The organism is Schleiferilactobacillus harbinensis (genome assembly GCF_008694105.1).
GTDB lineage: Bacteria > Bacillota > Bacilli > Lactobacillales > Lactobacillaceae > Schleiferilactobacillus > Schleiferilactobacillus harbinensis.
The window spans coordinates 1,972,776-1,996,307 of the sequence record NZ_CP041364.1 but is presented as its reverse complement, the minus strand read 5'-3'; the positions used below and the strand labels follow the sequence as shown (position 1 = coordinate 1,996,307).

Sequence of the window (23,532 nt, the reverse complement as noted above, 5' to 3'; positions counted from 1 at the left end):
TTCATGCAAAAAGTTGATCGTCTGTTGCGCCTGCAAAAGGCAGGTATCGTCGCTGTCGTTCGGGGCAACAGCCCAGAGGAAGCCGAAAAGACCGCCGATGCGGTGATCGCCGGCGGCGTTACGGCCATTGAATTGACTTTCACCGTGCCCCATGCGGACAAGGTCATCGAGCATTTGACCGAAAAATATGCCAATGATGATGCTGTCGTGATCGGTGCTGGCACCGTCTTGGATCCCGCCACCGCTCGGGTGGCGATGATCGCCGGTGCTGAGTTCATCGTCAGCCCCAGCTTCAACGCTGAAACGGCAAAGATGTGCAACCTGTATGCGACGCCTTATACGCCGGGCTGCATGACGCCGACTGAGATGCAGAGCGCGTTGGAAGCCGGCGTGGACTTGGTGAAGCTGTTCCCTGGTGCAGTGATGAAGCCGGCCATGGTCAGTGCCGTCCTAGCACCGTTCCCGTACCTGAGCATTATGCCCACCGGCGGCGTCAACGTCGAGAATATGGCCGAGTGGTTCAAGGCTGGCGTTACCCTGGTTGGTGCTGGCAGCAACCTGACTGCTGGCGCCAAGACTGGCGATTATGCTGCCGTCACGGTCCAGGCCAAGAAGTACCAAGCCAAGTTAGCTGAAATTCGCGGTTAATCTGATTTTTCTAAAGAGCAGACGCTACTCATCACGAGTGGGGTCTGTTTTTTCTTCGGTCTGGGGTTGGCGAATTTCCTGCGTACTGAAATTGACCCAGACCAAGTTGACGAGGACGAGCAGACTCGTGCTGAGGAAGACGGCGGAATAACTGAACGCCCCGGAGATGGTGGAGCCGATCAACGGACCCGCCACGTTCCCCGTCGCCTGAAAAGATTGATTATAACTGAAAATCCGGCCGGCCGCGTAGTGCGGACTGTATTTCGCCAGCAGCGTCTGCACCTGGGGAATCAGTGCCGCATCGGCGATACCGACGAGGAAGCGGAGAAAGCCCAGCTGCCAGACATTGGTTACAAACGCTTGGGGAATATAGACCAGCACAGCAAAGGCCAAGCCAATCAGCAAAATTTTCTCCGTCCCGATCCGGTCGCCCAACCGGCCAAAACGCGGGGCCACGAGTAAGGTCGCTACCCCGGGCAGGGAGGCAATGATGCCCGAAATGAAGGCGATGCCGCCGTGGCCGCCCATCAGTTGGCGGACGTACAGACTGAGAATCGGGCTGATAGAGTTATTCGACGCTTGAATGAACATCGTCGTGACAAACATGCCGATGATCACATGGGGATACTTCAATTCATGGAAGACCCGCTTCATCGGCACGGCGTCCGCCCGTTTGATCGGGGTGAAGTGCTCGTGGACCATGAATAAGCTGAGGAAGAAAACGAGCAGCAGCAATCCGCCCGTGACAAAGAACGTGACCCGATAGCCCACCACTTCTGCAATGGCGCCGCCCACCAGCGGACCGAGCAAGGTGCCAGAGACGTTCCCTGTGGTGAGGGTGCCCAGCGCCTGACCGGACTGTTCCCGCGGGGCCGTGGTGGCGATCAAGGCGTTGGCGTTAGAAATATATCCCGCAAAGACACCCTGCAGCAGGCGCAGCAGCACCAGCTGGTAGACATTGGTCACCAGACCCATACAGGCGATGACGATGGCCATCCCTAAACTGGCCCGGAGCAGCATCAGTTTCCGACCGCGTTCATCGGCCAGCCGGCCCCAAATTGGGGAGACGACCGCCGTGACTAAAAAAGTCGCCGCAAAAGTCAAACCGCTCCAAAAGCTGAGTTCAGTCCGGTTAAAGTCCCCCAGTGTATCGATGTAGAGGGACATAAAGGGCATGATCAAAGAAAATCCGATCCCCGCCATGAAATTGCCGAACCAGAGGACCCGGAGATTGCGTTGCCATTCCGGTAGTTTGCCGCGCCGTTTTGCCATGTCTGTCGAATCCTTTCGTGAATTTATTACTATTCAGTTTAGCATAACGACGCGACGGCTTAGGGCAGGCAGTACCTTTTCCGGTCACAGACCGTCCGTGACGGTCCAAGTAATTGTTGTTTGATACGTATCCGGCGTGATGGTCTGGGCAGGCAGGTTGAGCTGAATCTTTGCAGGAGCCCAATTCAAACTAGCCGATCCATAGACGCTTGATTGGCCCAAGGTAAGGGTTTCACTGGCATTATCGGTTAAGGCCAGCGCACCCCCAGCGGTCGTCACATTCTGAGCAGTACCGGTATCGGCAGCTGCGAAAACAAGCTGCGCGCCGGTGATCACAGCCTGGGTGGTGCGACCGGTCAACGGTCCATTGGCCGCCACACTAACCTGCCAGGGACCGGAGGCAGCCGGCAGCCCAACACTTGGCCGATGATCAGTTAAAGTGGTTTGAACATTGCCCAGCGTCGGCAAACTCAGATCGTGGCTGGCCGCGCTGGCTGGATGCCGACCAAAATCCAGATCTGTCGTGGTGAGGGAAAAGTAATGGTCACTGATTGGCCGATAGATGTACGCAATTTGTTGCGGTGCCAGCGCGCTGGTACCGGTCGTCGGTACCTGATAATAGAAAGTCGTTGGCGTATCCTGCGCGCTATGCCAAGTACTGCTGGTACCGCTGCCGGTGTATTCGTAATAGCCCAGATATTGATAGCCAACGGGCGCAGTAGGCTGGGGCGCGTTAGCGATGGCATTGCCCAGCAAGCCAGTTAATGTCCCTGGTGCAGTACCCGCGATGTCAGTCGTTGGATGGCCAGCCAGAATTGGATCCATGGTGGTGATTTGGGGATTTGTATCCGCGCTGGTGACATCCCAATAATGGAAAACGGCACTGGCTGCCGGTTGGGCACTGCCAAATTGCGGCACAAAGTTACCGGAGTCGATGTCCTTGGTCGTGTTGATGCTAAAGTTAGGCGGAGACGTCACTACTGAATTTGCTTTGGGCGCATCGAGGGTCGTGGGCACATAGAAGTAGGAACCATCGGTCCGGGCACCGGCGGCATTGATCACATCAGGCGACTGATCGTATAGATAGCCATGCAAGGCCAACCGCATGCCGGTGCCAGCTGGCAGCTGGTCCGGATAAAGCGTGGCTGGCAGTTGACCGCTGTAAGTCAGGGCAAATGTGACAGTCCCTGTTGTGCCGCGTGCAATATCAGCAAATTGTACTGTCAACTGCTGACCGGTCTGGGTAACGCCAGGTCCGGCCGTTGCTTGCAGGAGTTGGGGCAGGGTGATCAGCGCGGTGGGTTTGATCCAGTCCGCCGGGCCAATACTGGGATTGGCTAATTGCGCGGTGACATACACCGTACTTTTTGGTTGTACAGTGTAAGGCCCGCTGGTGCCGGCAGAGGTTGAAGTCCCACTGAAGCTTAATTTGGGGAGGGGAATATCGAACTTTGCGCTGGGACTCGCGTCGCTGGTGGATGCCGTCCGGCGGTACACGTAAGTAACGATCGTTAACGACTTGTAAGTTGCCGGATTGATGTCGAAATACCATTGATTGCCATCACTGCCGTAAGCATTGGCGTTAATGCGGCTGGTGACTTGCTGCCCGGCGGTATCATAGTGAGTCAATAAGAGATGGGATAAGACCCCCGTGAAATAATTGTTGTCCTTGGTGGGGGCCATACGGATCGGTGCTTTGGTCCGGTAGCTGCCCGATTGCGTGATGGTGGTGGGCAGAGCCAGCGAGGTACCATTCGTGGTCGCTTGGCGAACAACTAATGAGGGACTTTCGGGGGTGAAATAACCGCTTAACTTTTGGATGCTTTGCTCTGCCCAATAAGAACCGGTGGAACCCAGAATGGTGAACGCATAATAGTGTTTCTGGTTGATCAGGTTAATCTCCGCGCTCGTTAATGTCCTGGACCAAGTCATCGTCCGTGTTGAGTTGTCAGGATCGGCGAGAATGATCGTCAACCGGTGCGTCGCTGCGGTATACATGATTTGCATGTTCTGCCACGCGCCGCCAAGGAGATTAACCGCATTGCCAGTCTGACCGGTTAATGGCGTCTGATCGGGTTGACCGTTTTGATTGGCATCAGCGGCGGTGGCGCTCATATAACCGGTCGCATCGGTTTGGGTAAATATACCGAAGGGACCCCATTGCGTCCCGGAAGGGAAAGCGAGTGCACTGATTTTCCGGCCATCAATCAGATCATCCCGCGTCGTATAAGCATCGACGGCTGCTTGCGGGGTGTGTTTCGGATCGCCATAAAACGTTCCAGCCATTGGTCCCTTGGGATAGCCTGGATTCGGCCAGGAATCAATTTTAAAGCCAAAGGCGTTCATAAAATCAGCGGTGCCCAAATTCCCGCCACTCAAACCGATGGAGTGAATTTCCTGGGCTATTCCCTGTGTGCTGCCCATGGCTTTCACCTCATCCGCAGTGTAGGTGGGGTGCAGCGCAAATCCTACCCCGTCAGCAATTAGCGACGCATTAGAATCTTTCTTCAGCCGCACTTGCCAGGAAAAGGAAAAATCGTGCTGCATATCAATGCGCATATTCAGCGTCACTGCCCCAAGTTCAAAGCCGTGATTATCGGTTAATTGGATTTGACTCCAATGGCCGGCACCATCTGTACTGATCTCCGTGTGTCCATGGGGACTGAAGAAATCTTGGGTTTGATCATTGCCGATGTAAACCCGATTAGGGTCAGCCGGATCAGCGGCTAATAAGCGTTGAACGAGTTGGTTGGTCTGGGCCAATTGTGCTGCGCCAGGCGAAATTGTCGCCGCGGCGGCAATCTTAACGCCCAATAGTGCTACTACAAAGAGCAGACCAATAGCGATTAAATAACGTAAAAACACCAAAAAACGATTGCTTCGAATCCAAGTGCACCCATGCTTCATAAACCAATCCCCCCATGTATATCCATGACTGTTCAGCTGGCGAATTCGTTTGACTCCCACAACAAAGAATTCATTGATTTATGCCGGCTTAACATACCAATCAGCTCTACGTGACAATCTTAACATCTTCTCGGCGGGCTGGGTAGAAGCGTGCTTGGGGTATATCAGAAGGAATAAAGTGGGAGGGTACGCATAATTGGGGAGACGGGCGATATTTCCCATTTGTGAAACGCAATACTGATATATAACTATTTTTAGCGATAATAATTGAAACCACGTTTCTTACATGCTATGCTGAAACCGATTTCGAATATGCAATTATTCAACGCTTTTGGAGGCGAAAATCATGAAGAAACACATGCAGGGGATTTGGGCGGCCTTGCTCGGTTTGGCTTTGCTGCTGGTGGTTGTCAGCGGTTGTTCAACCACCAAACCCAAGGCGGCCAGTGTGGTGTCGCCCACCAGCAAAGTGGCCACCACCACAGTGTATTCAAAGGCACTGGGAATCGACTGGAACTATGACGTTTATTTGCCGGCGGGATACAATCCGACAGCTAAGAAACGGTATCCGGTCGTGTACATGATGCACGGTTTGTACGGGAATCATCGGAATTTGCTGGAGCGTTTTAATTCCCAACAGATGCTGGACGGAATTATTCACCGTACCCATCAGGGCGCGATCGTCGTCTTTATTGACGGATTCAACAGCTTCTATATCAATGCTAAGGACGGCATGAAAATGGAAGATGCCATCATGAAGGACCTGATCCCGACCATTAACAAGACCTACAAGGTAAGCACCAAGCGGAGTGACCACGCCCTGGGCGGTATTTCCATGGGCGGTTACGGGGCTGCTCGATTGGCCTTGAAGTATCCCAATTATTTCTCCAAGGCCATCCTCGTTTCGCCGGCGGTTTGGTATAATCTGCCCGCTGATAATGTCTTCCGCAAGACACTGCACGCGTTTACTGACGGCAAGACAAACTGGTCGGATAAAGTATACAATTCCGTATTTCCGACTGAATACCTGGATAGCGAGTCGGCGGATGTGCAGTTCTACGTGGAATCCACAAGTTCTGATACCACAGTGCCGATTAAGGATGTCCAGCGGTTTGTTAAAGCCGTGAAGGCCAACCACAATCCGGTTAAATTCGTGCAGGACAGCGGGGATAATCATAACTGGACGTACTGGACGAAAGCAATGCCCAAGGGGTACCAATGGGTGATTGACCAGTTCAAGGCTGGCAAGTAGAAAGTGGGTGAATGATCATGAAGAATGCAAAAAATGAAGAGACTGCCAAAGAAATTCTGGCCAACGTCGGCGGCAAGGATAATATTCAATCGAACGTCGCCTGTATGACCCGTTTACGCTTGGGGATCAAAGACAAAGGCAAGGTCAACATCAATGCCTTGAAGTCCATTGATGGTGTGCTGGCCGTCGTTGACGCCGATACGCTGCAAGTGGTTCTGGGCCCAGGTAAGGTCAACCAAGTGGCGGAACCGTTCGCGCTGCTCTCAGCCGTACCGCTGGGGTCCGAAGAAGAGGACGACGCCACCGTCGCCCAGGATACCAAAGCCTCTGAAGCGACCGATGTTAAGGATATCGCCAAGGTCAATAAGTCAGAAAACAAGGCAAAGCACGACAAGCCGTTGCAACGTGGCCTGCAGCACATCGCCAACGTCTTCATTCCATTACTGCCAGGGATTATCGCGGCTGGCTTGATTAACGGGTTGACCAACGTCATTGATTATCAGACCGGTTCGGCATTTGTGAATGACTGGTGGTACATGACGATCAAGACCTTAGGCTGGGGCCTGTTCACGTTCCTGCCGATCTTTGTCGGGATGAACGCGGCCCGGGAGTTCCATGGCAGTCCAATCTTGGGTGGCTTGGGCGGCACCTTGTGTCTCGGGGTTGTTGTCCCTGGCTTCCCGCTGGGGTCCCAGGCCATTTCCATGCCGCTAACGAATTCACCCTATGTGGTTGGGGTCGGCGGTTTGCTCACCGCGCTATTCATGGGTATCTTCTTTGCCTGGTTGGAAAAAAACATTCGCCGGTGGATGCCCACTGTCTTAGACACCTTCTTCACGCCGCTGCTCACGGTGATCATCGGTTCTTTGATTGCCGTTGTTTTCCTGCAGCCGGTGGGCGGCTGGTTGACCAATGCCATCTACTTGGTCATGGACTTCGTTTATGGCAAGTTGAGCGTGTTTGGCGGGTTCATCCTATCATCCACGTTCCTGGGCCTGGTTTCTGTCGGCTTGCACCAAGCCTTGACGCCCATCCACGTCCTACTCAACGACCCCACCGGACCAACCCATGGGATCAATTATCTGCTGCCGATCCTGATGATGGCTGGCGGCGGGCAAGTTGGGGCTGGCTTTGCCCTGTACTTCAAGAGTAAGAATGCCCGGTTCCGAAAGATGGTCATGAGCTCGATTCCCGTTGCTATTCTGGGCATCGGCGAGCCTCTGATGTACGCGGTGACGCTGCCTTTGGGCCGGTCGTTCATCACAGCCTGTATCGGCGCCGGCTTTGGCGGGGTTGTCGCCTCCCTGTTCCATTTAGGCGCTGTTTCCCAGGGTGTCTCTGGTCTGTTTGGTCTGTTGATTATGCAACCGGGTCAGCAATTGAGCTATTTATTGGCGATGGCCGTGGCGTATCTGGGCGGCTTTATCGTGACCTGGTTCTTTGGCGTTGATGAAAGCCGGATCGATGAAATCTATCCAGAGAAGTAATTAAATTTAACAGTAATACGGCAATAAGGCAGCCATCCAATTTGCGGGATGGCTGCCTTATTGCCGTATTACCAAGTTAAGCCAAGTTCCAGATGCTGCCAATGACCTGTGCCTGCCCATCAGAACTGGTTACGAATGTTTGAGTTTGGTTAGCGGCCGGAAAAATTCGACTGGTGAAGACTGTTGCGCCGTCACCAATGAAAATTTCAATAGAGGATGTATCGACGAAGACGTGTACTCGGACGCGTTCCCCCAATGGCGTACGCCGGTGCCGGACCGTGCCCCACTGTTCTGCAAAGGAGAGGCCTGCCTGGCTGCGATCCAAAGTACACAGTTGCCGACCACGATCAAGGGTTAAGCGGGTATGGTGCTGATTTAGCACATCCGCTCGGAAATCTAAAGTAACTGTCTGAGTTGCGGCTAAGCTGACCGTCAAATCGAATTCTTGACTGACTTGACCGGCGTAGGGTAAAGCCACTGTACCGGGTCCAATCTGGTTCACGGTTTGCCGCTCACGACGCAGGCTGGTCAGTTCCCGAATTGGCTGTTGCACCAGCTGATTATGATGCACGGATAATTCCCTAGGAATAACTAAGCAACCTGAATAGTGATACTGTTCAGTTGGATAGTGGATTTCTGAAATGCCCATCCAGCCGCTGAGAATTCGCCGGCCATCTGGGGCTTGCATCGTTTGAGTCGCATAGAAATCAAAACCCGCATCCAATTCTTGAAAGGCCCCATGATGGAAGCCGCGGGTGGCGTAATTCAACGGCTCGCCAACGAAACAGCCATTTTGATAGACATTGTTGAAGAAATTGCCATCCGCGCTCAATCCTTGGGGACAGAAGAGGAGCACACCGTGACCATCAACTTCAAAGTAATCCGGGCATTCCCACATAAAACCGAAGTCAGGGGTGTCAGTTTGCACTTCGCCTAACAGCCGCCAAGCAGTTAAATCGGTCGACTGATAGAGTAAAGCAGTACCTGTCAGGTTCTCCCGCTGGGCGCCTAAAAGGGCATAGTAGTGATGATCATGGTGCCACAACTTAGGATCGCGGAAATGCGGCGTATAGCCTGCTGGCGAGCCTGTTAAATAAGGTAGCGCATTCTTTTTCACCTGGTTATTTGCGTTCATCCAGGCACCAATTTGATAGGGTACCCGCACCCAATTGCGGTTCCAGGTGTTACCAGTATACATCAGGAAGAGCCGGTCACCCACGGGCAGAGCGCTGCCGGAATACGTACCATGGCAATCGTAGGACGTATCACTTTCCATTCCCGGTCCCAAATCCTGCCAGTGGACTAAATCCGGCGATGCCAGGTGATACCAGCCATGCTGCCATAGTGCCGGTTGGTGAAAGGCCAGTGGCGACCATTGGTAGAACAGGTGATATTGGCCCGCAAAGAACGAAAAGCCATTGGGATCGCCGAGGGTACCGGAGGCCGGTTCAATATGGAAGTGCTGGCGAAACGGACTCGTTTGGGCCAGTCGTTTTTCGGCCTGCACGATTTGCGGATCGACATCGGCAATATGCGGTACCATTCGCTTGAATTCTTTCTCTCGATCGATTTTTGTGAGCATGTTGATCACCTCCCCTTGTGCTGATTTAATTCAACCCTGCTTCGCTGGTTGCGGCCTTCGTTTGCAGTTTTTCCGTATCATCAGTCACTGCCGGTTTTTTCCCCATCACCCGGGCGACAATCATCGTCGCTACCAGACCAGCCGTTAGACCGATGATGTTGGCCAGTAAATAATTCAGATAGCCATTGTTCGCTGGTGATGCGATGGCAATACCGGGTAATGCTGTGGTGCCGAAGCTGATGGCCGTCAAGCGGGTGAGATAAACGAAGCCGCCGCCGATAGCGCCACCGATGCAGCCGCCAATCAATGGATACCGATTCTTGATATTGATTCCGAAAAGGGCTGGTTCAGAGATGCCGAACAGAATCGAGAAGAAGGCAGAAATGCCAACTTCCTTGGCCTTGCGGTTGTGCCGATTAAGAAACATATAGGCCAGTACGCCGCCGCCTTGACCCATCAGCGCCACACTGAATAGGGGATTCAGGAAGTCCGTCTTCGTGGTGGAAATAAGTTGGGCTTCAACGGCCCCAAACATATTGTGCAGCCCAGTAATGACAATCAGCTGCTGAACGCCGCCAAAAATCATGTACCCGAAGATGCCGAAGGCTTGCGACATCCAGACCAACGCATTGGTGATCCAGGTTGATAAGGTCATCCCAATAGGATCGACGACCAGGAAGAGGATAAAGCTGGAACAAAGAATTGTCAGCATGGGAGCGAGTACAAACTTGATGACCCCCGGCAGAATTTTTTGAAAATAATTGTCCAGTTTGGCCACGATCCAGCCCATGATCAACGCGACGATGATTTGGCCGCCAAAACTGAAGAGTGATACATGCCAGCCAAAGATGTTAGCGACCACCGCTTTGGCCGCGCCGGTGCTGACGTCACTCAGCGAGGGCAAACTGGCTGTCATCATGACCGTACCTAAGGCCAGGCCCATGATTGGCCGACCACCATAGCGCTTTGTGGCGGAATAAACCACGAGCAGCGGCAGCATGGCGAAGATACCGGAAGCTCCGAGATTGACGATTTGACTGACGCCGCTTAATCCAGGCACCGCTTGCACAATGGATTGGCTGCCAATGACTTTTTGGGTAAGCAGATTGTTTAAGCCAATCAAGATACCGCCGGCCAAGATGCCAGGTAAGATTTCGCCAAACACACCAGTTAAGTCGTCAATGAACTTAGAGAACCAGCTCTTGCCCTTTTCCGCGCTGGCGTCAACCGTATCTGAACCATCCGCTTGTGCCTGCATGTCGGGGATCCCCGTATAGGTAATGAACTCTTTTGTCACATCGTCCACCAAGCCGGCGCCAATAATAATTTGCAACTGGTTGCGGTTGATGTTGACGCCTTTAGCCAGGTCCAGGTCAGTAATCGCATCTTTATTGACCTTAGAGACATCTTTTAGGTTAATCCGTAACCGGGTAGCACAGTGGAATGCTTCCATCGCATTATCTTTGCCACCGATCGCGGCGACGACGCGGTCTGAAAAGGCGTCGTATTGTTGTTTCTTATCAGCCATCGTAATGGTCTCCTTTCGGTGATTACAGTATTGAATAATTGCAGCTTCCTTACTCGATTCATTTATAGTATCGTATAATGTAAGCGGTTCGACAATGGCAAAATGTTGCAGCCAATGGGGGCAATGTTGTGCAAGGAGGCAGTGTGTTGGTTCAATTTTACGCATTCAATAATCCAATGGAAAATCCATATTTGTATCTGTCATCCGGCGGGGTCGATCCGACCAAACCGTTACATCAGTATGGGCCGGCTGCCCGCTCCGGGTACATGATTCACTACATTCAGGCGGGCCACGGGACGTTTACCAGCAATCATAGGGATTACCATCTTGGCCCTGGCGACATGTTTTTCTGCGAACCGGGCCGCCCGGTGAACATGTTGGCCGATTCTCATGATCCATGGGTCGTCTATTGGATTCGGTTTACCGGGAAATTAGTGGAACGGTTGGCGGAAACCTTCAACCTCTCTTACCGTGCACCGGTTTTTAACGTTCGGCAGGCAGCACCCATTCGTGACCAGTTGTTGGATATTATTGCATTCTCCCAAGAACCAACTGGCGATCCGCTGCATTATGCCGCTAAGCTGCTGGACTTGATCGGCAATTTGCGCCGGTTGTTTCCAGTGAATCAGAGTGAGGAACGAGCACCCGGCCAAGTGTTGGTGGATCAGGGGACTCAGTATATGCGGAATAATTTTGACACCCCCATCAGTGTCGCCGATGTCGCCGACTATTTAGCCATTGACCGGACTTACTTATTCCGGTTATTCAAAGATAATGTCGGGATGAGTCCCAAAGCCTATTTGACCGACTACCGAATGCACGCCGCTCAAGAAATGCTGGCGCAGACGATGACCCCGATCAAAGTGATCGCCCGTTCCTGCGGTTACCGGGATGAATCCCAGTTTTCGAAGGCTTTTCAACAGCGCATCGGTCAGTCACCAATAGCGTATCGTCGGGCCAATAAATCGCGGTAGACGTGTATAATGGGAAAGAATGGAAAACTTGGAAGAGGTGCGACGATGCAACAATTTAAACTGCTGGCCTTTGACCTTGACCACACGTTATTAAAAGAAGACGGGACATTGGCAGAACCAACGATTCAAGTGCTCAAGACGCTTCATGAATCAGGAATCAAAATCGTTCTGTGTTCCGGTCGGCCGGTGCCGGGCTTGACCCACTTGAATGCGCAACTTGGTTTGACTCAGCCTGGTGATTACTCAGTTTACTTCAATGGCGGCTTAGTCAAAGAAAATGCCACTGGCGAGACGATTTTCAGCCAGACTATGCCGGAACCGGTCGTCCAGGATGTGATTCGTGTTGGGGATCAGTTCCAAGTGCCGATCGATCTGGTCTCCGCCAACGCCGTCTATGCCATCACGGATCACGGCGAGTCGCGGTATCCGCTGGTGGCGCCCCATGGTATGCCGTTCATGTTTTATCCCAGCAATGAGTTACCGGCGGATCATGCGCCGGTTTATAAATGTGCGGTCGCCGCGCAGCCGACGGTGGTCGATCAGTTGCAGAACGGCGTTCACGTCGATGGCGTCAGTGTTACCCGGTCACGCCGCGAGCTGCTGGAACTGATGCCTGCCGGTATTAATAAGCGCGTGGGGTTGGAACACCTGCTTAAGCATCTCGGGTATGGGGTTGAAAACCTGATGGTCTTTGGCGATGAAGAAAACGATCGGGAAATGATGCTGTTTGCGGGGTTGAGTATTGCCGTGGGCAATGCGATTCCGGCAATCAAGTCGATTGCCGATCGGGTGACAGACACCAATGAAGAAAATGGTGTGGCCAACTTTTTGAAAAAGTACTGAAACTTGAAAGCTGGAAATCACGTTAAACATGCGTGGTTCCTGGCTTTTTTGGCACAAAAATAAGCGCAGACTCTCCTGCGTTGTATACTTGATTCGACCAAAAATCTGATACAGAGGAGAGACGCGCCATGAATATTATAGAACATACACGGACTGAATTGGGACTTAAGAACATCATTCTTCGTTTTTCGTCACTCGTGGGCTTGAGCAAGCTGACAAAAAAGGCGAATTTTAGAAGACGCTCATCAATTTCACTGACCAAGGTGCTGGCATGGCTGATCCAAACCAAGTTTTTGGGCCGTTCCCTTTACCGAGCGATGCCCGATCCGGATTGTACGATTCGGACGGTCCGTAATGATCTGAACGATGGCCGTATCAATTGGCAACGACTGACTTGTCTGGTTGGGGCCGCGATTATTAAACATCTACGACCATACATTGATGCCCGCCGACGATTCGCGTTTATTCTGGATGATACCCTTTTTGCACGGGATTATTCCACCAAGACAGAACTGCTTGCCCGTGTGTTTAACCACGACGATCATGTCTATCAACGCGGATTCCGGGCACTCACTTTGGCTTGGAGCGATGGTAACACCCTGTTACCAGTGGATTATGCGCTGATGTCCTCTAAGAGTGCTGCCCAGCGACTGGGGAGCCCAGCTAAAACTACCAGTGGCCGGTCAATTGCTGGTCAACGCCGTGTTCAAGCCCAAGGCAAAATGAATGACGTCTCGGTAGAACTGCTAACGCAGGCTCTGGCAAATCATATTCCGGCTCACTACGTACTTTTCGACAGTTGGTTCAGTTCACCGCGGATGTTCTATACCTTGAAAACAATGGGGTTAGCCGGTATCGGGATGATCAAGCGCACGAAGAAGATCTACTACCGCTATCGTGGCCGACTTTACTCCGTCAAGGATCTCTACGAACGGTTCTGCGCTTCACGCCGGCAAACGCACACCAATTATCAGTACAGCCCCATCGTCACAGCTTATGTGAACTTGGATGATGGGACGCAAGTAGCGTACCCACTGAAGCTGGTATTTGTGACTAACCGGAAGAATGCCAGTAGTTATCTGGTATTAGCTACGACCCAAACTAATTTGCGTCCTGAAGAAATTATCCAGATGTACGGTCGTCGGTGGCAGATTGAAGGCTATTTCAAAGTAGCCAAGCAGTATCTACGTTTGGACAAGTCCCAGGTTCAAAGCTATGACGGTCTTTGCGGTCATTTGGCCGTCGTGATGATGACGTATGACCTGTTGGCGTGGCAACAGCGGTTAAACGAGGATGAACGCACACTTGGCGATCTGTTTTACGAGATGAATGAAGTCATGCCAGACATTGCAGTAACGCAAGCACTGGCATGGCTTCTGAAGGCACTATCCACACTGGGAGCCACTTTAGTGGGCACGGCAGAGGAAGTAATAAATAACATCGTTGACCATTTTGTCAGTTTTCTTCCGAAGAATCTTGTCAACCTATTGGGAATCTGACAAAAACAAGATCATTCCCGCCGCCATCTCACAATTACCAAGGCATCAGTGCACTTTCGGGCTTTCAAGTTTCAGAAAAAGTATTTTTATTTGTAATAACGACGGTAGCCATCTTGAAAGAGATGGCTTTTTTTGATTTAGCCAGATCAAGCAGTATTCTGGGTGATGGAAATGTGTGATGAATTCTGCATGTTCCTGGGCGATTATTCCCGCATTCTGCTGACGGTTCGCCATGGCGATGTTAAACTCTTCTGCTAGCGGCTCGTTGCATGTATCCTGGAAAAGACGAGAGTTTAAAATCCAGCGTCCTCTTCACGCTGGACCGGTATGTGGGCCACGATATGTTCGTTTTGGATGCAAAATAACTTTTTTGTCTTTGCAGAAAGGATGTGCCGCATGGAAATTATCACATTGAATTTGTCTACCGCAATGAGCACCTCGGCCACGTTAACCGGGTATATTCAGACTCCCAGTGAGGAGATTCCTGGGAAAACGCAGCGGCCAGTAATCCTGATTGCGCCTGGCGGCGGCTATACAATGGTGTCTGATCGGGAGGCTGAACCGGTCGCGTTAGCATACGCCAGTCGGGGATTTCAGGCCTTTGTGCTGCGCTACTCGGTGCTGCCGGCAATGTGGCCGGCGCCGTTATTGGAAGCCGCTGAAGCGGTACATCAGATTAGGGCCCATGCTGCGGACTGGTATTTGGCGCCAGATCAAGTGGCGATGCTGGGATTTTCTGCTGGGGGACATTTGGCCGCGGCACTCAGTACATTGGCCGCAGCACCTTTCTTAGCGGATCAGGGGTATCAAGCGGCGGATATTCGGCCGAATGCGCTGCTGTTGGGTTATGCCGTCGTTTCTCTGAAAGCGACGGTCACCAGTAAAAGCCGGCCTGCAGAATCCGGAAATGGCCCAATTGCCGTTGCTGAAAGAGGCCGCAGAGCTGCCGCAGCAAGTGACGGCGGCGACCCCGCCGACATTTCTTTGGGCGACGGCAACGGACGAGACGGTGCCAGTTAAGAATAGTTTGGTGTTTGCTGAAGCGTTGGCGGCGGCCCACGTCCCATTTGCGCTTCATGTATTCCCCCAGGGAGAACATGGGTTGTCGTTGGCTAACAGCCTGACGGAAGGACAGCAAGGGCACACCGTGGAGCCAACGGTGACGCCTTAGTTGGGGTTGAGCGCACAGTGGCTGCAGCTTACTTTCCCTGATGCTGGTATTGTTGTGTAGAATACAGAATAGTCAAAGCGGCCCTCATCCGAAAGAGATGAGGGCCGCTTTGCTGTTTTGTGAGTTATTCAGTCAGGGAAAAACTGGTCTGGTGTACATCGTGAGAATTTGGCCCGGCAAATAGGTCAAACATTCCTGGCTCAGTAATGAATTCACCGTCCCGATTGGCGAAAGATAGCATATCAGGAGTGATAGTCAGTGCAGCGGTTTTGGTTTCACCCGGCTGGACCGGCACCTTTTGAAAACCAATGAGCCGTTTAACGGGCTGCACGATACTGGCCACTTGGTCGTGGATGTAAAACTGGACGGTTTCTTCACGGGGCACCGTACCTGTATTCGTTACTGAGATGGCAGCTGTGAGTTCGTCTCGACCAGAAGCAGCAAGAGTGTCTGAATCCAGCTTTAGTTCACCGTATTGGACGCTGCCATAGGACAAGCCATAGCCAAATGGATAGAGCGGTTTATTTGGGTTGTCGATATAGCGGGATACAAAACGACCGCTATGCTGCGAATGATTTTCTGGCCGCCCGGTACTCAGGTGATTGTAATACAGGGGTAGTTGGCCCTCATCGTAGGGGAAGGTCATGGATAACCGACCGGTGGGATTGTAACGGCCAAAGATGACATCTGCAATGGCGTGGCCGCCTTCGGTGCCAGGGAACCAAGCTTGCAGGATGGCATCAGCCTGGTCTTGCACATCAGTTAAGACCAATGGCCGGCCGCTGATGACGATCAGTACAATAGGCTTATTCAGCTTTCGTAATTCAGCTAATAGCTGCCGCTGGTTGTCCGGTAAACGCAACCGGGTGCGGGAACCTGCTTCGCCGCTTTGCAACGTGTGCTCCCCCGCTGCAAAGACAATGATGTCAGCATTTTTGGCGATTGCTAAAGCTTGATCGTGGTTGCTTTGTTCAGTATTAGAGCCGGAGATGATGTGTCCAATTTGCTCGGCAGAGACCCCCATCTTTTCAAGCATCGATCGATCGCGAATAATGTCGGTTCCTTTAGCTGTTTGCAGCTGCTGGGCCGGAAGATACTCTAAGAAGCCGGCTTTGATGGTGACGGTATCCTTGCGCTCGCCGTGAACCGCCCACAGGCCAAGCAGCTCCTGCTCGTCAGCGTAGGGACCGATTAAGGCAACGCGCTGATTGCCATGGGGATTGAGTGGGAGCAGATTTTCGTTGTTCTTCAATAGTACGAGCGCTTTGCGACTGAGATCGCGGGCTAATGACCGCTTTTCGGGAGTCAGGGTTTGGGCATGTTCCCGCTCTTCCGTGGCCCCGCCATAAGGATGTTCGAATAACCCGAGTTCATTCTTGAGGGTCAATACGCGCCAAACGGCATCGTCAATTTTTGCTTCGCTTAAATGACCGTTTTCTACCAGTGGCTGCAGGCCGTTGGCGTAACAAGGGGATTTCATGTCAATGTCGACCCCTGCTGTCAAGGCTTTGGCGGCCGCATCGGTGCTATCCTGGGCGAAACCGTGCTTGATCAGCTCGTAAACTGAAGCATAATCGCTAATGATGACGCCATCAAACCCCCAACGCTTGCGCAGAATATCCTGCAGCAGCCATTTATCGGCAGTCGCCGGTACGCCGTTCAAGGTTGTGAGTGACGTCATTACCATTTTGACGCCGGCATCGATCGCCGCCTTGTAGGACGGCAGATAGTCCTGGAAGAGGGTGGGCGTTGATAGATCAGCAGGATTGTATTCCCGGCCAGCCTCCGCGGCGCCATAGGCGGCAAAGTGTTTCACGCAAGAGACTAAACCGCTGCCCGCAGCCAAGTTCTTCTGGAATCCTTTGACCATGGCGGCCGCAAAGCGGCTGTTGAGATAGGGATCCTCTCCGGTAGATTCCAGGACGCGGCCCCAACGGGGATCTCGGACCAAATCCACCATCGGCGCAAAGCTGACTTGCAAGCCACTGGCGCGAGCCTCGTCAGCAGTATTCGTGTAGGCCCGTTCCACCAGTGCCGGATCCCAGGTGGCGCCAATACCCAGCGGAATGGGATAAACGGTCTTATAGCCGTAAATAACGTCAGCCATAAACAGCAGTGGAATTGGATGACCGTCTTGGCGTAAGTGGATGTCTTGAATTCGTTTGACTTCTTTAGCACCAGCCACATTGAGTACAGAACCGGCTAGGTCCACTGCTTCTTGGGTAATGCCCAGTTTGCGTTGCGGTCCAAGGGAGATATCAGTGGCATCGAAAAATTCGCCGGAGAGTTGAATCAGCTGACCAATTTTTTCTTGCAGCGTGAGTGATTGCAGTAGATCGTGCAGTTTTGCTTGTTCCATTATTGATCTCCTTTATTTGGCAGCCGCTTGTTCTTCAGCCAGGGCTTTATTGTCAGCGTGTTTGAACCAAGGGTACCAAAGCAGCGGAGACAGAATGAGTTGAATAACTAGTTGTAAGATGATAATGGAGACATGGCCGCCAACGGTGGCATGGAATCCTAGAGGCAGGCCGAAAATTGTTTGGGCGCCGCTGAAACGGCCCACCAAACCGATATTAGTCGCTACATAGGCGATGATGAGCGCAATCGTGTTATTGGTGATGAACGGAATAGCCAGTTCAAAGTTTAATACCAGTGGTGTACCAAAAATGACCGGTTCAGTGATGCCAAACAGGGCTGGCACGATCGCTAAGCGCCCCAGTTCCCGATACCGCTTGCTCTTGGCAATTAACATGAGCAGGACCAGCCCCAATGCCAGGCCGCCCCAAGTCACCACGTTGAAGAAGGCCAAACCGATGATATTCGGAGCAGCGTGACCGGCTTTAATGGCCGCTAGATTTTCCATATCCATGGCTAGCCAAATGGGCGTTACCAAAGGGAAGACGACGTTTGTGCCGTGGATACCGAAGAACCACAAAATTTGCATGATTAAGCTGACCACGATCATTGCCCAAATCGAACCGCCAATGCCGCGCAACGGCACTTGAATGATTGAGTAAATCATCTGATGGAAACTGCCCCAACTCGTGAGCATAAAGAGAAAACTGATGAGCATTGCTACCAGACCGAGCACAATAGTGGGAATCAAGTTGGCGAATGCGTTGGTGACCATTGGCGGGACACCCGCAGGCATCTTGATCGTCCAGCCGTGTTGTTTGATATAGACGTAGGCACGGGCACTCAGCAAACCAATGATTAGAGCAGAGAAGACCCCTTGGGCGGAAAGCCACGTAGTAGGCAGCGCAGCCGTGAGAGATTTGCCATTCTTAATACTGCCCAGTGGCGTTAAGATGAAGAAATTAACAAGGGCAATGATCCCAGCAGCAACCCCGTCGTCGCCTTTGATGAAGAAGGGAACTAAAGCTCTGGCGACGAGGAAAACAATGAACAGGGCCAAACAGCTGATAGTGACAGTACTGACATTGCCCAGTAAAGTTGCCAGTTGGGTCAAATGTGCCCGACCTGCGTAGACACTACCGAGGACAGAGAACGATCCCAGGATGATTAAGCCTAGGGTACCCATCATGGCGCTCATCACGGCCTGTAAATATTTGTTATTGCCGACTTTATCGAGGACCGGGGTGAGCCGGTCAAAGAAATCTTGCATTTTATTTTTCATTGCAATATACCTCCATGCATAATATGATTGCGACTTCGCCTTTTACCCAAAGTATAAAACGGTTGCGCTTTCATGTGCAATGCGTAATAATGACGGAGAATATGTAAAAAAATGACATTGGAGGAATTGCGATGGCAATCCACCACGAACGAGTGCATTCAGATCAGCGGTTGCCGTTTAAGGCGTTTGTATTTGCTGCAAAAAATTTGGATCGGTACATTCCGGCACATTGGCATCAGAGTATGGAGCTGCTTTTCTGTATCTCTGGGAAATTAAACGTGTGGGAACGGGATACTTTTCACCAATTGCACGCCGGTGACGTGATTGTTATCAATTCCAATGTGGTGCATTCTACGCAGAGCCCGACAGCGAATCATATCTTGGTTATTCAGCTGTCCCTGCCGTTGCTCATGGCAGTCACAGAAGGTCAATACACAACAGAATTTATTTTTTCACTCAATACCGTGGCGCAGCCGGCCTTGAAGACTCAGCCGTTGACTGATCAGCTAGAGACGATTACTCAGTTGGTGATGCATCAAGAAAACACGCTCGCTGACCGAATTACGTTACGGGCGCGGGTCATTGCCTTGATTGGTTATCTTGTCGCAAATGACACGACGGCGAATCAACAACAAGGTACAGTGGAGGAATCATTACAGCTGGCCAACAAAATTGCTAACTACATTAATCAGCATTTTCGAGAACCAATCACGCTGCATGCCGCCGCTCAATTCAGCGGCTATTCTGATGGCCATTTCTCGCGGTTGTTTAAGGCATTCTTTGGCATGGGGTTCCACGAGTTTTTGTCAGTGATTCGATTGGACAGTGCTTTCGGTGAACTGATTCACTCCACTCATTCCTTTTCTGACATTGCTAAAGTGGCAGGATTTGGCAGTTACCGTAACTTTTACAACATATTCGTGAAGTATTACGGTATGACCCCAGGCGCATATCGGACGCGGTATTTGTATCAAAAATAGGCATCCGGTGGGGGATGCCTATTAGCATAGTGTGTTGGCTTATTCCGGAATCTTTGGTGCCGCCGTCATTTCACTCTCCGGCCGAGTCATGCCCTCTGGGAACGGCATATCCTTGCTCTTCACCGGAATATCCGGCAGGGCAATTGGAAAGACCTCAACCGGTAAATCAGCATCCTGGCCGCAGGATTGATAGGTCTTCAGCAGTCCTAATTTGATAAAGAGAGTTTGCTGATAAGCAATGCGCGCGTTCCACTCCAGTGTCTCCAGGATACGGGCGCCGATGTGCAGCTCGGATGCGGTGATTACGACGCCGTGGCTGTTGAGCAGAAAGACGTTTTCGACTGCTTTATCACCAATCTTGCTCAGGGCGTCTTTGACGATTTTGGCCAGTTCAATGGAAGTGGCCGGGGCATAGGGCAGAGTCCGAATGCGGCCGAGTTCCCGAGTAGATTCGGTAACATTAGGCATTTCCAGACCGCTGGTGGCCCAGAATAGCGATTCTGGGGCATGGGAGTGGATCACTGTGCGAATACCAGGGTGAGTCTCGTAGGCCCCTTCGTGCAGGTTGATTTCCCGAGTGACCACGCCGACACCGTCGACTTTTTCTTTACTGACCGCATCGACGACCAGGATCTGGGCAGCATGCAGGTCACCGTAGAAGGTCTCGGCCATGAAGGTGGGGGTAATTAGGATATAGGGATGCTCGCTTTGGTCGAACACTTTAACGGAGAGGTTGCCCCCGGCAATATTAGTATCTTTCCGATCGAACAGCAGGCGGACAGTCCGGGCCAGGTCTTCACGTTCCTTTTGAAACATCATTTCCATTGTGTTTTCCTCCAGTTCTGTTGGATGCGATAGTTGGTGCCATCCAATTGCGCTTTTGGCTTAATTATAAGCGCTTACAGACAGCTTGCGGGAGTCAGCTCAGCAGGTTGGATAACGTGCAGAGAAACTGACTGAATCCGTCAGCAATCGTCAAAAAAGCTCACTTAAAATCATTTCACAAGCATAGACTGTGGGAATTATTACGGAGACGGTATAATCATGGTGAGGTGATGAACTTGTATAAAAGCGAACGAATATCCAAAATCCTAGAAATTTTGGAGAAAAAAAAGGTCGTTTCAGTGGCGGATTTGCAGAAGCAGTTGTTTGTAAGCGATTCGAGTTTGCGCCGGGATTTGGTGGAATTGGAACGCACCGGCAAGATCAATCGCGGTTATGGCGTTGTCGAACTCGCTCGGGCCGATAACGTGGAACTTTCCTATATGTTTCGCGAACAGGAACACGAGGCCGAGAAGAAGAAAATCGCCGAAATTGCCAGTACATTTTTGACAGATAATCAGGCCATCTTTATTGATTCCAGCAGTACAGCGTCTTTCTTAGCACCATATTTGAGCGTCCTGCATAGTGCCATCGTGATTACCAATGGCTTGCGGCTGGCAGTGGCCTTGGATAATATGCCCGCGGTGAAGACGTATGTGACCGGCGGGCGGTTGAAGAGCGGTTCTGGGTCGCTGCTGGGGGAAACAAGTGTGGACTATGTGGATAACTTCACGGCAGATCTCGCCTTTCTTTCTTGCACCGGAATCACACCCACCCATATCTATATGTCCAGTGAATCGCAGGCTATCTTGAAAAAAAAGATGATGGCCCATGCTGAGAAAACCGTGCTGCTGGCAGATCATTCCAAGTTTGGCGCCCGCAGTTATTACCGCTTGGCCCGCACAGAAACGCTGGAGGCAGTGATTACTGATGAAAAGCCGGGGGCAGACTTCGTGGCGAACTTGGAGGCCAATGAGGTGGAATTGCTTTACGGCAATTGACGATTGTTGACGATTGATGGTGGTCAGTAGGCCGAAGTGTGACGGATTACCAAGTGGGCGCCGGTTTCTTTTCTGCCTAAATGTAAGGGGTTACACTGTAACTAGTAAACTGGTTGAAAATATAAGGAGGAATTATCAGCATGTTGCAAGTTGAGTATCCAAAAATTGGTATTCGCCCGACGATTGATGGCCGGGAGCGGGGTATCCGCGAGTCATTGGAAGATCAAACCATGGCGATGGCCCACCAAGTGGCCGCGCTGATCCATGAGCAGTTGCGGTATCCCGATGGTACGCCTGTCGAAACGGTAATCGCGGACAGCACGATCGGCGGCGTGCGGGAAGCCGCAGCGGCGAAGACGAAGTTCGACAAGGCCAATATCTGCGGCACGATCACAGTCACCCCGTGCTGGTGCTACGGCAGCGAAACGATGGATATGTCCCGGGACCTGCCCCACGCCATTTGGGGTTTCAATGGGACTGAACGGCCGGGGGCAGTTTATTTGGCCGCCGTGCTGGCTGCCCATGCTCAGAAGGGAATTCCGGCTTTCGGTATCTATGGCGAAGATGTGCAGGATAGCGACGCCGACCAAATTCCCGCTGATGTGACGAAGAAACTGATTCGTTTCGCCAAAACAGCGTTGGCCATCGGCACCATGCGCAACAAGGCCTATTTGTCCATTGGCAGCGTGGCCATGGGCATTGCCGGGTCAACAGTGAATCCGGATTTCTTCCAAGATTATCTGGGGATGCGCAATGAATATGTAGATATGTCCGAAATCACGCGGCGCATTGATGAAGGTATCTATGACCATGCAGAATTCGATAAAGCGTGGGCCTGGGCGCAAGAGCATACGCCGGTTGGGCCGGATATTTACAATGCTGATGATCCGAACAAGTTCTCGGATGCCCAAAAGGCTGAGCAGTTCCAGACCAGTATCAAGATGGTCCTGATTGCCCGAGATCTGATGGATGGTAATGAGAAACTGGCTGAGGAAGGCTTTGGTGAAGAGAGCAAAGGTCATTATGCGATCGCGGCCGGCTTCCAGGGTCAGCGCCAGTGGACCGACCATTTCCCGAACGGCGACTACATGGAATCCCTGCTCAATAGTCAATTTGACTGGAATGGCATTCACGCGCCCAATGTGTTCGCGACGGAGAATGATAGCTTGAACGCGGTGTCCATGCTGTTCAATTATCTGCTGACGAATACGCCGCAGATTTTTGCCGATGTGCGCACCTATTGGAGCCCAGAGGCCGTTAAACGGGTCACTGGTGAGACTCTGACTGGCAAGGCGGCTAATGGTTTCCTGCATCTGAGTAATTCCGGTGCGCAATCGCTGGATGGTGCTGGTTACGAAGAAATTAACGGCCAACCGGCAATCAAACCGTTTTGGGATGTGACCCAGGCTGAAGCGGATGCGGCATTGCAGAACACGCGCTGGATCCCGGCTAATATTGGTTACTTCCGGGGCGGCGGTTTCTCCAGTAATTATGTCAGCCGCGGCGGCGCCAACGGCATGCCGGCAACGATGACCCGGTTGAATCTCGTCAAGGGCGTCGGTCCAACGCTGCAATTGGCCGAAGGGTACATCGTTGATTTGCCGGAGAAAGTTTTCTCTGTGATCAATCAGCGGACTGATCCAGGCTGGCCGTCCACCATTTTTGTACCAACACTGACGGGTCACGGTGCCTTCAAGAGTGTGTATGGTGTGATGGACAATTGGGGCGCCAACCACGGGGCTATTTCTTACGGCCATATTGGCGCTGATCTGATCACCCTGGCATCAGCGTTGCGGATCCCAGTTTATATGCATAATGTCGCTGAAGAGGACATCTTCCGTCCTCGGGCCTGGAGCAACTTTGGCACGGAAGAGGCAGAAGGAGCTGATTTCCGGGCGTGCCAGAACTTCGGCCCGCTCTATCATTAAA

Annotated in this window: 18 protein-coding genes; 11 read left to right on the top strand and 7 right to left on the bottom strand. The window is 52.0% G+C overall.

Translation table 11 applies throughout. From position 1 onward, the window contains the following. Window positions 1-3: 3 nt before the first annotated feature. Complete coding sequence (locus FMM01_RS09920) at window positions 4-648, top strand: bifunctional 4-hydroxy-2-oxoglutarate aldolase/2-dehydro-3-deoxy-phosphogluconate aldolase (protein ID WP_027828862.1); 645 nt, start codon at window positions 4-6, stop codon at window positions 646-648. Between the two features lie 24 nt (window positions 649-672). Here the strand turns inward: FMM01_RS09920 and FMM01_RS09915 are convergent, their stop codons facing one another. Further along, entirely contained in the window at window positions 673-1,920 is a 1,248-nt protein-coding gene (locus tag FMM01_RS09915) for a multidrug efflux MFS transporter (protein ID WP_027828863.1), read from the bottom strand. Window positions 1,921-2,004: 84 nt separating this feature from the next. Then, the gene (locus FMM01_RS09910) at window positions 2,005-4,827 is read right to left on the bottom strand and encodes a lectin-like domain-containing protein (RefSeq protein WP_150392404.1); all 2,823 of its coding nucleotides are present in this window, start codon (window positions 4,825-4,827) and stop codon (window positions 2,005-2,007) included. Between the two features lie 346 nt (window positions 4,828-5,173). On the opposite strand from FMM01_RS09910, the gene FMM01_RS09905 reads away from it, so the two are divergent. Both FMM01_RS09905 and FMM01_RS09900 read left to right on the top strand, forming a co-directional pair. Next, window positions 5,174-6,079 carry an alpha/beta hydrolase gene (locus FMM01_RS09905; RefSeq protein WP_223849921.1) on the top strand — a complete coding sequence of 302 codons (906 nt, stop codon included), beginning with the start codon at window positions 5,174-5,176 and terminating at the stop codon, window positions 6,077-6,079. Between the two features lie 17 nt (window positions 6,080-6,096). After that, window positions 6,097-7,566 carry a PTS transporter subunit EIIC gene (locus tag FMM01_RS09900; protein ID WP_027828866.1) on the top strand — a complete coding sequence of 490 codons (1,470 nt, stop codon included), beginning with the start codon at window positions 6,097-6,099 and terminating at the stop codon, window positions 7,564-7,566. Between the two features lie 76 nt (window positions 7,567-7,642). Here the strand turns inward: FMM01_RS09900 and FMM01_RS09895 are convergent, their stop codons facing one another. Together FMM01_RS09895 and FMM01_RS09890 are read right to left on the bottom strand one after the other, a co-directional pair. After that, on the bottom strand, window positions 7,643-9,148 hold the full coding sequence (locus FMM01_RS09895) for a glycoside hydrolase family 32 protein (protein WP_146995023.1): 1,506 nt from the start codon (window positions 9,146-9,148) through the stop codon (window positions 7,643-7,645). Between the two features lie 25 nt (window positions 9,149-9,173). Beyond that, window positions 9,174-10,676, bottom strand: a complete 1,503-nt coding sequence (locus FMM01_RS09890; RefSeq protein ID WP_150392403.1) for a PTS transporter subunit EIIC — start codon at window positions 10,674-10,676, stop codon at window positions 9,174-9,176. A 146-nt stretch (window positions 10,677-10,822) separates the two neighbouring features. On the opposite strand from FMM01_RS09890, the gene FMM01_RS09885 reads away from it, so the two are divergent. The 5 genes from FMM01_RS09885 (at window position 10,823) to FMM01_RS16805 (ending at window position 15,163) form a co-directional block, all read left to right on the top strand. Next, the gene (locus FMM01_RS09885) at window positions 10,823-11,650 is read left to right on the top strand and encodes a helix-turn-helix transcriptional regulator (RefSeq protein ID WP_146995021.1); all 828 of its coding nucleotides are present in this window, start codon (window positions 10,823-10,825) and stop codon (window positions 11,648-11,650) included. Between the two features lie 45 nt (window positions 11,651-11,695). After that, window positions 11,696-12,493, top strand: coding sequence for a Cof-type HAD-IIB family hydrolase (locus FMM01_RS09880; RefSeq protein ID WP_190973336.1), 798 nt, complete (start codon window positions 11,696-11,698; stop codon window positions 12,491-12,493). 128 nt (window positions 12,494-12,621) lie between these two features. After that, window positions 12,622-13,992, top strand: coding sequence for an IS4 family transposase (locus tag FMM01_RS09875; protein ID WP_150391763.1), 1,371 nt, complete (start codon window positions 12,622-12,624; stop codon window positions 13,990-13,992). A gap of 396 nt (window positions 13,993-14,388) precedes the next feature. Continuing rightward, the gene (locus FMM01_RS09870; protein ID WP_190973335.1) at window positions 14,389-15,012 is read left to right on the top strand and encodes an alpha/beta hydrolase; all 624 of its coding nucleotides are present in this window, start codon (window positions 14,389-14,391) and stop codon (window positions 15,010-15,012) included. After that, a complete protein-coding gene (locus tag FMM01_RS16805) occupies window positions 14,900-15,163 on the top strand; it encodes an alpha/beta hydrolase (RefSeq protein ID WP_150392400.1) in 264 nt (87 codons plus the stop codon). Before FMM01_RS09870 ends, FMM01_RS16805 begins: the two co-directional genes overlap by 113 nt. 124 nt (window positions 15,164-15,287) lie before the next feature. Here FMM01_RS16805 and bglX read toward each other — a convergent pair whose 3' ends face one another. Next, window positions 15,288-17,522 (bottom strand): beta-glucosidase BglX, encoded by a 2,235-nt coding sequence (gene bglX / locus FMM01_RS09860; RefSeq protein WP_150392399.1) that lies wholly within the window; start codon window positions 17,520-17,522, stop codon window positions 15,288-15,290. 12 nt (window positions 17,523-17,534) lie between these two features. Further along, a complete protein-coding gene (locus FMM01_RS09855) occupies window positions 17,535-18,800 on the bottom strand; it encodes a PTS sugar transporter subunit IIC (RefSeq protein WP_150392398.1) in 1,266 nt (421 codons plus the stop codon). Window positions 18,801-18,931: 131 nt separating this feature from the next. On the opposite strand from FMM01_RS09855, the gene FMM01_RS09850 reads away from it, so the two are divergent. Then, on the top strand, window positions 18,932-19,780 hold the full coding sequence (locus FMM01_RS09850) for an AraC family transcriptional regulator (protein ID WP_150392397.1): 849 nt from the start codon (window positions 18,932-18,934) through the stop codon (window positions 19,778-19,780). 39 nt (window positions 19,781-19,819) lie between these two features. On the opposite strand, the gene FMM01_RS09845 is transcribed toward FMM01_RS09850, so the two are convergent. Continuing rightward, entirely contained in the window at window positions 19,820-20,605 is a 786-nt protein-coding gene (locus FMM01_RS09845) for a class II aldolase/adducin family protein (RefSeq protein ID WP_027829470.1), read from the bottom strand. 230 nt (window positions 20,606-20,835) lie between these two features. Here FMM01_RS09845 and FMM01_RS09840 point away from each other — a divergent pair, with 230 nt between their 5' ends. Both FMM01_RS09840 and FMM01_RS09835 read left to right on the top strand, forming a co-directional pair. Then, window positions 20,836-21,603, top strand: coding sequence for a DeoR/GlpR family DNA-binding transcription regulator (locus FMM01_RS09840; protein WP_223849920.1), 768 nt, complete (start codon window positions 20,836-20,838; stop codon window positions 21,601-21,603). 140 nt (window positions 21,604-21,743) lie between these two features. Next, window positions 21,744-23,531: an L-fucose isomerase gene (locus FMM01_RS09835; protein WP_150392396.1), complete on the top strand. Its 1,788-nt coding sequence runs from the start codon at window positions 21,744-21,746 to the stop codon at window positions 23,529-23,531. Window position 23,532: the final 1 nt, after the last annotated feature.

Bases quoted from the DNA above. Each gene is read 5' to 3' on its own strand.
- FMM01_RS09880 (WP_190973336.1), top strand. From the start codon at position 11,696: ATGCAACAATTTAAACTGCTGGCCTTTGACCTTGACCACACGTTATTA.
- FMM01_RS09905 (WP_223849921.1), top strand. From the start codon at position 5,174: ATGAAGAAACACATGCAGGGGATTTGGGCGGCCTTGCTCGGTTTGGCT.
- FMM01_RS09915 (WP_027828863.1), bottom strand. From the start codon at position 1,920: ATGGCAAAACGGCGCGGCAAACTACCGGAATGGCAACGCAATCTCCGG.
- FMM01_RS09920 (WP_027828862.1), top strand. From the start codon at position 4: ATGCAAAAAGTTGATCGTCTGTTGCGCCTGCAAAAGGCAGGTATCGTC.
- FMM01_RS09900 (WP_027828866.1), top strand. From the start codon at position 6,097: ATGAAGAATGCAAAAAATGAAGAGACTGCCAAAGAAATTCTGGCCAAC.
- FMM01_RS09890 (WP_150392403.1), bottom strand. From the start codon at position 10,676: ATGGCTGATAAGAAACAACAATACGACGCCTTTTCAGACCGCGTCGTC.
- FMM01_RS16805 (WP_150392400.1), top strand. From the start codon at position 14,900: ATGGCCCAATTGCCGTTGCTGAAAGAGGCCGCAGAGCTGCCGCAGCAA.
- FMM01_RS09835 (WP_150392396.1), top strand. From the start codon at position 21,744: ATGTTGCAAGTTGAGTATCCAAAAATTGGTATTCGCCCGACGATTGAT.
- FMM01_RS09895 (WP_146995023.1), bottom strand. From the start codon at position 9,148: ATGCTCACAAAAATCGATCGAGAGAAAGAATTCAAGCGAATGGTACCG.
- FMM01_RS09875 (WP_150391763.1), top strand. From the start codon at position 12,622: ATGAATATTATAGAACATACACGGACTGAATTGGGACTTAAGAACATC.
- FMM01_RS09850 (WP_150392397.1), top strand. From the start codon at position 18,932: ATGGCAATCCACCACGAACGAGTGCATTCAGATCAGCGGTTGCCGTTT.
- FMM01_RS09845 (WP_027829470.1), bottom strand. From the start codon at position 20,605: ATGGAAATGATGTTTCAAAAGGAACGTGAAGACCTGGCCCGGACTGTC.
- FMM01_RS09870 (WP_190973335.1), top strand. From the start codon at position 14,389: ATGGAAATTATCACATTGAATTTGTCTACCGCAATGAGCACCTCGGCC.
- FMM01_RS09840 (WP_223849920.1), top strand. From the start codon at position 20,836: ATGAACTTGTATAAAAGCGAACGAATATCCAAAATCCTAGAAATTTTG.
- FMM01_RS09855 (WP_150392398.1), bottom strand. From the start codon at position 18,800: ATGAAAAATAAAATGCAAGATTTCTTTGACCGGCTCACCCCGGTCCTC.
- bglX (WP_150392399.1), bottom strand. From the start codon at position 17,522: ATGGAACAAGCAAAACTGCACGATCTACTGCAATCACTCACGCTGCAA.
- FMM01_RS09910 (WP_150392404.1), bottom strand. From the start codon at position 4,827: ATGAAGCATGGGTGCACTTGGATTCGAAGCAATCGTTTTTTGGTGTTT.